The sequence below is a fragment of the Nocardiopsis sp. NPDC006832 genome, from assembly GCF_040635885.1.
In the GTDB taxonomy this organism is placed as follows: domain Bacteria; phylum Actinomycetota; class Actinomycetes; order Streptosporangiales; family Streptosporangiaceae; genus Nocardiopsis.
On the sequence record NZ_JBEYLC010000031.1, the window covers coordinates 65,050 to 73,431 of the forward strand.

At 67.9% G+C, this 8,382-nt stretch carries 7 protein-coding genes and 1 rRNA gene; 6 read left to right on the top strand and 2 right to left on the bottom strand.

Annotation, left to right across the window (positions count from 1 at the left end; all coding sequences use genetic code 11):
- Positions 1–90: 90 nt before the first annotated feature.
- On the top strand, positions 91–1,608 hold the full coding sequence (locus tag ABZ717_RS16260) for an alpha/beta hydrolase (RefSeq protein ID WP_358510634.1): 1,518 nt from the start codon (positions 91–93) through the stop codon (positions 1,606–1,608).
- 123 nt (positions 1,609–1,731) lie between these two features.
- On the opposite strand, the gene ABZ717_RS16265 is transcribed toward ABZ717_RS16260, so the two are convergent.
- The gene (locus ABZ717_RS16265) at positions 1,732–2,784 is read right to left on the bottom strand and encodes an AraC family transcriptional regulator (protein WP_358510637.1); all 1,053 of its coding nucleotides are present in this window, start codon (positions 2,782–2,784) and stop codon (positions 1,732–1,734) included.
- A 128-nt stretch (positions 2,785–2,912) separates the two neighbouring features.
- Here ABZ717_RS16265 and ABZ717_RS16270 point away from each other — a divergent pair, with 128 nt between their 5' ends.
- The 5 genes from ABZ717_RS16270 (at position 2,913) to ABZ717_RS16290 (ending at position 7,105) form a co-directional block, all read left to right on the top strand.
- Positions 2,913–3,329, top strand: a complete 417-nt coding sequence (locus ABZ717_RS16270) for a DUF6069 family protein (protein ID WP_358510640.1) — start codon at positions 2,913–2,915, stop codon at positions 3,327–3,329.
- A gap of 172 nt (positions 3,330–3,501) precedes the next feature.
- On the top strand, positions 3,502–4,137 hold the full coding sequence (locus tag ABZ717_RS16275; RefSeq protein WP_358510643.1) for a Mur ligase family protein: 636 nt from the start codon (positions 3,502–3,504) through the stop codon (positions 4,135–4,137).
- Positions 4,113–4,949, top strand: a complete 837-nt coding sequence (locus tag ABZ717_RS16280) for a cyanophycin synthetase (RefSeq protein WP_358510645.1) — start codon at positions 4,113–4,115, stop codon at positions 4,947–4,949. Before ABZ717_RS16275 ends, ABZ717_RS16280 begins: the two co-directional genes overlap by 25 nt.
- A gap of 792 nt (positions 4,950–5,741) precedes the next feature.
- Positions 5,742–6,752 (top strand): DUF222 domain-containing protein, encoded by a 1,011-nt coding sequence (locus tag ABZ717_RS16285; protein ID WP_358510648.1) that lies wholly within the window; start codon positions 5,742–5,744, stop codon positions 6,750–6,752.
- Entirely contained in the window at positions 6,749–7,105 is a 357-nt protein-coding gene (locus ABZ717_RS16290; protein ID WP_358510651.1) for an HNH endonuclease signature motif containing protein, read from the top strand. The genes ABZ717_RS16285 and ABZ717_RS16290 overlap by 4 nt, the downstream gene beginning before the upstream one ends.
- Positions 7,106–8,113: 1,008 nt before the next feature.
- Here ABZ717_RS16290 and rrf read toward each other — a convergent pair.
- Positions 8,114–8,229 (bottom strand): 5S ribosomal RNA (gene rrf / locus ABZ717_RS16295).
- Between the last annotated feature and the right edge of the window lie 153 nt (positions 8,230–8,382).

Genomic DNA, 8,382 nt, shown 5'->3' on the forward strand with positions numbered 1-8,382 from the left:
CACTCCGAGTATGGGAAGTCGAGGGTTCGGCTACTCGGAGTGAGGTCCGGTGTGCGGGTGTGGGCGAGACGGCGACTTTGGGGTGCCGGAGTGCTGGCCACGATGCTGGCGATCACCCCCGGAACACCGCTCGCCGACGTCAAGGACGGGCCCCACCCCTTCCACGGACAACACATCGACTGGGAACCCTGCCTCGACCAGGACGAACTCGCCGAGATCGGGCCGACCGAGGGTGACCCGGACTGGCAGGCCCGCCTGGAGTGCGGCAGCGTCACCGTCCCCGTCGACCACGGTGACCCCGAGGGTGAAGTCCTCGAACTGGCGCTGATCCGCCAACCCGCCCAAGGCGCGAGCCGAGGTTCGCTCGTGTTCGACTTCGGCGGCCCGGGGATCTCCGGGACCGACACCTTCCTCGCCGGCGCCCTACCACTGGGTCGCGGTGTACGGGAGAACTTCGACCTGGTCTCCTTCGACCCCCGAGGCGTGGGCGACAGCGGCGGGTTCACCTGCCGAGGCCACGCCGACCTGGACGCTCTCCTGGCCCGGATCCGAGGCATCGACCCCCACGACCTGCCCGAACGCGCCCTGGAGAAGTTGGAGAGGGTCGCGCACGCCTTCACCACCGGTTGCGTGGACGCCGTGGGCGAGGACTTCCTCTTCAACATGGGCACCGTGAACGTCGCCCGCGACCTCGACCTGGTGCGCGACGCCCTGGGTGACGAACGGCTGGACTACGTCGGCTACTCCTACGGCACCTCCATCGGGGCCCTGTACGCCGAGATGTATCCCGAACGCTCCGGCGCGCTGGTCCTGGACGGGGCGGTCTCGATCGACGACGACCTGATCACCGACACCGTCGAACAGACCGCCGGACTCCAGACCTCCTGGGAGGCGTTCGTCGCCTACTGCCTGGACAGCGCCCCGGAATGCCCGTTCACCGGAATGGACAGCGCCTCCGAGGAGTTGGCGACCCTCCTGGACGGCCTCGACACGGAGCCGTTGCGCGTCGACGGGCGTGACCTGGACCGGTACGCCCTGCTGGACCTGCTGCGCGGTTCGCTGCACACCGAACAGCTATGGCCGGGCGCCGCCCTGCTGCTCGCCGGACTGGCCGACGACGAACGCGACGGGTTCGTCACCGACTATCTGTCGAGCCTGCGCGGCGACGACGCCGACGCGCCACCCGGCGCGGACGAGGCCGCGCACATCGCCGTGCGTTGCGCCGACCACCCCCGGCCCACCGACATCGGCGACTACCTCCAAGGCGCCCGCGAGGCCGAGGCCGCCTCACCGCTCTTCGGGGGAACCGAGGTGTGGCGGATGCTGCCCTGCGCCACCTGGCCCGACACCGAGGCGACGCCCACCGGGATCAGCGCACCGATGGCCCCGCCGATCCTGGTCGTGGGCACCCTGGGGGATCCGGCCACCCCCTATCGGTGGGCCCGGGAACTGACCGAGCAGCTCGGCTCCGCCACCCTGCTCACCTACGAGGGCGGCGGCCACACCGCCTACGGGGCCGGCCGCGCCTGTGTGGACAACGCGGTGGAGATCTACCTGCTCGGCGGTGGGCTCCCTGGTGAGGACACCACCTGCCCGAGCGTGCTCTGATCTCCCCCTCCCGGACCGGTGGATTCCTGTTCACGGGCGCGCAGGAACCCACCATCGGTTACCCGGCCTGGGTGTTCGTCCCGGTCCTGGTCGCTCTGCCGTGCGCGGCCCTGTTCACCACGCTCACCCTGAGCCATCGAACCGCTCGGACCGCGTCCCCTCCCGATAGCGGCCCGGGGACACACCGAACTCCCGCTTGAACGCGTTGGCGAACGCGAACTGCGAGGAGTACCCGACCCTCGTCGCGATCGAGCCGACCGGTGCATCCTCCTCGTTCAACAGCCGGGCCGCGGTGGTCAACCGCCACCAGGTCACGTAGGCCAGCGGCGACTGCCCCACCAGGGTGGTGAAGCGTCGGGAGAACGCGGCCCGCGACAACCCGGCGCGCTCACCCAGTTCCGCCACGGTCCAGGGGCGCGACGGGTCGCGGTGCACCGCCTGGATCGCCTCGTGCACCCCGGGGTCGCGCATGGCGCCCGCGAAACCGCACCCGGCCCTCGTACCCGACGCGCCTTCCTGATCCAGGTGGGTCCGCAGGATATAGACCACCAGCATGTCCAACAGGTGCGGGATCACCGTGTCTCCGCCCGGACGCCCCGACCCCAGTTCTCTGCCGAGCAGGCCCACCGCCAGCGGTAGCTCGGAACGTTCCCCCACCCGAGCCGGCAGGTGCACCACCGGCGGCAACTCGGCCAGGAGCGGGTGGGGACGCGTCACCCCGGCGAAGTAGGAACCACCGACCGTCACACAGGTGGGTTCGCCCCGCGCCTCGCCCACCGAAGTGACGCCGAACGGCCCCGTTCCGGGAACCAGGTCCTTGGGGCGGGCGAACCCCTCCGAACACACCAGCGTCGGCACCGTCTCGCCCGCCACGGCCTCGGCCACCCCGTCCTGCTCCCGTAGGGACTTCGCGCGGTCCAACCCCTCGACGGGCGCCTGGGGATCGCTCACCAACGCGTGCTCGGCGCCCCGGGGCAGGAAGAGGACGTCGCCGGCGCCCAGCTGAAGTGGTTCGCGGCCCTCCATCAGCGCCCAGCAGGCCCCCTGCAACACCACGAGGAACTTGCCGCCGGGTACTTCCGGGAACCGCATGCCCCAGGGCGCGTACCACTCGATCCGCGCCGACCGTGGCCGACCGGTACGCATGGTCGAGATGACGTCGCTGAGTACATCCATGCCGCCAGCGTATCCAGAATGATGGCCAACATGGACGCTCGCGTATATATCGGAGCCGATCACGCATAGGAAGTCTCTTTCTAGGTCCGTACGGTCATGAAGGAACCGACCCGAAGCGAGGAAGTCCCATGACCGTCACCAAGACCCGCACCGCCCGATCCACCTGGCGTCCCCGCCTCATCACCGTGGTGGCCGTGGCCGTCGTCAACGCCCTCGTGGCCCTGGCCGGGCCCCTGATCGGAGCGGACATGGTGGTCACGCCACCCGGCCAGGAACCCGCCCCGATCGACTGGCCGGCCTTCGCGATCTTCAGCGCCGGTTTCGCCGTCCTGGGCTGGGTCGCGCTGCTGCTCGTCCAACGTGTCCTGGGTGCCGACCGTGGTCGCCTGGCGTGGACCATCGTCGCGGTGCTCATCACCGTGCTGATGTTCCTGCCGCCCCTGGCCGTGGGCGCCTCGACCGCCACCGCCATCGTCCTGGAGCTGTCCCACCTGGTGGTCGCCGCCATCGTCATCCCGGTCTTCTGGCGCACCGCCGGAGACTAGTCCGCTGTCCGAATCATGAGGGCGACACCGGCCCCTCGTCCACGTTCCGTAAGGGGTCGGTGCCGATATGTGGGGCGATGAGGGCAATGGCGTATGTTTCGGACATGCCGGCTGTCGATCGCATCCGCGGTCGCGCCGCCTCCGAAGGGACCACCCCCTGCAACTGAGCGCATTGCTCAACGGCCATGCCCACCAGGTCATCCACGGGGACCCCGACATCCCCATCACCGCGGCGCCCAGCGTCGACATCGATCGAGTGGCGCCGGGTTCCCTCTACCTCGCGCTCCCAGAGCACCCCGAAGGTGGTCCGGAGGGGATCGCCACGGACCTCGTGTCCGCGCGCCACCACGGCGAACCCGGTCGGGACATGGACGTCGTCGCGGTCACCGGCACCAATGGCAAGACCTCGGTGGCGTCCATGTACGAGTCCCTGCTGCGGATCGCCGCCGGTGCCCGGGTCGGGGTCATCGGTACCTCTGGGGCCCGGACCGGCGGTGATCCCATTCCGATGCCCCGGACCCTGCTCAGCACACCAGAGGCCCCGGACCTTCAGTACCTGCTGGCCCGCATGCGGGCCCGGGGCACCCGGAGCGTCGTGCTGGAAGCGACGTCCACGGGCCTGCTCCAGCACCGAGTGGACGGCTCCCACATCGACGTCGGGATCTTCACCGACCTGACCCAGGACCACCTGGACGACCACGGCACCATGGAGAACTACCGGGACGCCAAACCACGGTTGTTCCATGGCTTGTGCCGGCAGGCCGTGATCAACGTGGGCGACCCGTGGGCGCCGCCATCCCGGCGATGATGCCGGGGGCCACGGTGTCCTACTCCGTCGAGGGACCGGCGGACTACCAGGCGACCGACCTGGTGGTCGACGCCTCGGGCGTCCGCTTCCTCCTCCGGTACGAGGGCCGCAAGTACCCGGCGGCGATCCCGACTCCGGGGCGTTTCTCGGTGTCCAACGCGCTCGCCGCACTGGCCACCTGCCACATCCAGGGACACGAGCTCTCCGGACTGGTGGCGGCGCTGGAGCGAATGCCCCGGATCCCGGGTCGCTTCGAGTACTTCGCGGCCCCGCGGGGCATCTCGGTGATCGTCGACTACGCCCACTCGCCGGACTCCCTGGACAAGGTCCTGGACACGATCCGCGACTTCGCCTCTGGCCGGGTGCTCCGAGACCACGCCGAGGAACCACGGCGACAGCGTGAATACGAGGACGAGGCCATCGCGGCCATCACCACCGTGGTCCGGGAACTGAGTTCGTTGGTCGAGGAACATGGTGGTGTGGTGGCGGGTACACCCTGGTTCTCTGGGGCAGGGGAGCCCGACGAGCAAGGGCGGCAGGCTCTCACGGAGGAAGTACCGCAGTGGTTGGTCAAGGTGCCGGTCAGAGTCGGGTCCGGTGTTGTTGCCAGGGTGCTCGTAGCCTTGGATGAGGGTGCCGAAGTACAAGCCTTCGAGGCACTGGAGGAGTTGTCGATCCACATAGCCGGTGGAGTTCAGGGGCCAAATTCAGCACGGCCGCTGCCCAGTTGTCGGCCCGGGCCCCAGAAGGTTTCTTCCCCGATGTGTCCGGGATGCGTCACATCCTGCACGAGGACGGTGTCGAGACCGTAGTGCGTCTGCGTCCCCTGGCCGGGAACGTGAAGCGGGTCTGAAGCCTTTGGTTTCGGGGCGGGGCGGGCGGGCGTGGGGTGAGTGTGGGTCTTTTGGCGGGTGCGCTTGGGGCCGTGAGTCTTGGGGTTGTTGGGCGTTGTTCGGGTGGTTGGTGGGGCGCCTCGGGTCGGGAGCCTTGGGGTTGTTGGGCGGGGTGGGGGTGGGTTCTCCCTCCTTCCCCGCCGCGTGATTGTTGCCGCCCGCACCGCACGCGTCAAGGCGATGTCGGGTTCTGTAGCGATCGGGTTGGTGGCCTTGACCCGTGCGGTGCGGGCGGCGGTTTGGCGGCTATCGGGGAAGGGGGGAGAGTGGTTGAGGTCCCAACGGCCCTGTGGGCCTGCGGCCCACTCCGGTCGCAGCCGGCCGGATCCCTCCCCCTCCCTCTGGTGTCCTCGTGGGGCGCGTCGCCACTACGTGACGGGTGAGGTCACGAAGTACCCGCTACAGGCCAGGCACAGGGCGGGGCGCGTCCCCGCGGTAGCCGGCCCTGGTCTTCACAGCGATGATCTTGCTCGTAGCGCCCATTTGGGCGCCCATAATGGCGCCACGGACAAGATCGTTTCCATTCAGAGCCCCTTCCCTCGAATTCGCCAGGAGTGTCTCCGCAATAGGCAGATCCGACCATAAGGAAAAGAGGTTGCGGGCAACCCGAAACAGAGACTCTCACATAGCAGGAATGCCAGCTCCAGAATTCGACTAATAAACTCGCAGGGAGGCCTGTCGCTATCGTGGGTGTTCGCATATAATCAGAGTATGAGCTTTCCTCCCCACGCACCGCGCCCGACCGGGAACACCCCGGTCGATAAGGCGATGGCGGGTGCGCGGGAGATGGCGGTGGAATTCTCCGGCCGGGATATCCCGTTCGGGTGCGAAACCGAGACGCTCGCCCAGTTTCGCCGGCTCAACCAGGAAACAGACCGGATCCGTTACGGGATGCTGCCCGCCCTGGCCCGTATGGAGGCCACCGGTGTCCTGTTGGAAGAGGGTGGCCAGCGCAGCATCCAGGCCTGGGTCACCCACCAGTGGGGGACCGCTCCGGCCGAGGCCAAGAGCCTTGCCACCCTCGCCCGGGCGTTGTACAAGCAGCAGTTGCCGCTCGTGGAAGAAGCGTTCGGGAAGCAGACTCTGTCTTTGGGTGAAGCGTGCGCGATCGCGACCTCCACCGAAAAAGCGACTACCGAGTGGGCGAAGGTCCTCGAAACAGCGGATGAGGAATTCCGTGCCCAGCGCCCTTCGGTGGAGGGGTTTCGGGCCCGGTTGGAATACGGGCTCATCGCCTATAAGCAGGAGTGCCCGCAGGCTTCGGTGCGCCAGTTGCGGGACGCGGCGAAATGGTTCATGGCCCGCCTGGACCCGGATAAGGCCGACCGGGACTACGATGAAACGTTCAAGAACCGGGGCGCCCAATTCTCACCCACGTTCGAGTCCGGGTTTTTGCTGCGGATGTGGGGGCCGGGGGCCGACCACGAACTCATCCAGGCCGCCCTGCAGGCTTACACCGAGCCGTATGGGCCGGAGAACGCCGCCGTCCCGAAGCATCAGCGCACCTATGACGCGATGATGCGGATCTTCGAGACCGCTCTGGGCCACCGGGGTTGCTCCAGCCTGAGCCGACAGCCTCTGGCGACCCTCAACATCACCGTCCCCCTGAAGCGCTTCCTGGGCGACGGGTCGGCTGAGCCCGCCACCACCGAGGATGGTGTGGTGTTGCCCGATCAGATGGTGGCCCGCCTGCCCCCCACAGTTGGCTGCGCCGGTTCGTGACCGACGCCCAGGGTCGGACCCTGTTGGATGTGGGGCGAAAGCAGCGGTGCGCCCCCGATCCGGTCCGTCAAGCGGCCGGGTTCAAGAAGCCCTACTGCGAGTGGCACGAAGGCTGCGACATGCCGCGTAGCTGGTCGCAGTACGACCACATCGTCCCCTTCTCCCACGGCGGGGCCACCAGCGCCGACAACATGCAGGTGCTGTGCTCGACCCACAATCGGCTCAAGCACCGGTTGCAGGCCAAGATGAACCGGCAGATCTGGGAACACCACCACGCCCAGAACCACCAGGACACCGAGACCAGCGGGTCCGGGGATGGTGAGGGGGAGCCAGCCCCAGCCACCGCCCCCTAACCACCACCCGTTTCCACCAGGTGGAACACCACCCCGACGAGATCACCCCCGGTTGGGTGTCAGACCCCAAGGGCCCGTGCCCTGTGGGGATATCGGCATGCCCAGAGCCAGAAACCCCACGAACCCCCTACCCGGAGCCATCACCAGGGGCCAGAATGACTCCCATCGGGGGTCTCGGCTGGACAGTGCCGCCCTCGGCCCTACGGCGGCCATCTGTCCTATCGGCGCCACCCCCACCACGGGCAGTGTGGCCATTGCGGGTTACCCACTACCCCCTTGCCCTTTATGGTCGGCGCCACCTCTCACGGAAGTATCTCCTCAGGGTTTCGGTGGAGGGGCTCTGAAGAGAAACGATCTTGTCCGTAGCGCCATGTTGGGCGCCCAACATGGCGCTACGAGCAAGATCATCGCCAAAGGGGCGCCAGGGCCGGCTACCGCGGGGACGCGGCTCGCCACCCGTCCCACCTGTAGCGGGCCCTTCGTGACCGGACCCGTCACGTAGTGGCGACGCGGCCCACGAGGACACCAGGCGGAAGGGAAGGAATCCGGCCGGCTACGGCCGGACCGGGCCCCCGGGGCCCGAAGGGCCCGGGGCCGTTGGGACCTCAACCACTCTCCCCCCTTCCCCGATAGCCGCCAAACCGCCGCCCGCACCGCACGGGTCAAGGCCACCCACCCCGCTGACGAGCAACTCAACATCGCCTTGACGCGTGCGGTGCGGGCGGCAACAATCACGCGGCGGGGAAGGAGGGAGAACCCACCCCCACCCCGCCCCGTGAACCGGTGGGCTCTCGATCTCAGGCGCCCCACACACCCACCCCACACCCGCCAGACCACCCACAGGACCACCACCCACCCGCACAACCACCAACAACCCCAAGGCATGAGGCCTGAGACACCCCACCAACAAAAAAAGGGGGCCGCCTAAAAAGACAACCCCCCAACACACAACCCCACCCACACACAAAAAAAGGGGGCCCGCCAACAAGCGGACCCCCCAAAGAAAAACCGTGGCAGCGACCTACTCTCCCACCCCACCACAGGGCAGTACCATCAGCGCAAAGAGACTTAACGACCGGGTTCGGAATGAGACCGGGTGTGACCCTCCAGCAATAACCACCACGGAAACCACACGACCACCACAACCCCACCAAAGGAGCCACGACAGCCAAGCTTTCGTGAAAAATGTGCGCGAGCAACCTAATTATCTGCAGCGGACAAGCCCTCGGCCTATTAGTACCGGTCAGCTCCACCCCTCACAGGGCTTCCACACCCGG

Excerpts from the sequence above, each read along its gene's own strand:
- ABZ717_RS16265 (WP_358510637.1), bottom strand. The coding sequence starts at position 2,784 with ATGGATGTACTCAGCGACGTCATCTCGACCATGCGTACCGGTCGGCCA.
- ABZ717_RS16285 (WP_358510648.1), top strand. The coding sequence starts at position 5,742 with ATGAGCTTTCCTCCCCACGCACCGCGCCCGACCGGGAACACCCCGGTC.
- ABZ717_RS16270 (WP_358510640.1), top strand. The coding sequence starts at position 2,913 with ATGACCGTCACCAAGACCCGCACCGCCCGATCCACCTGGCGTCCCCGC.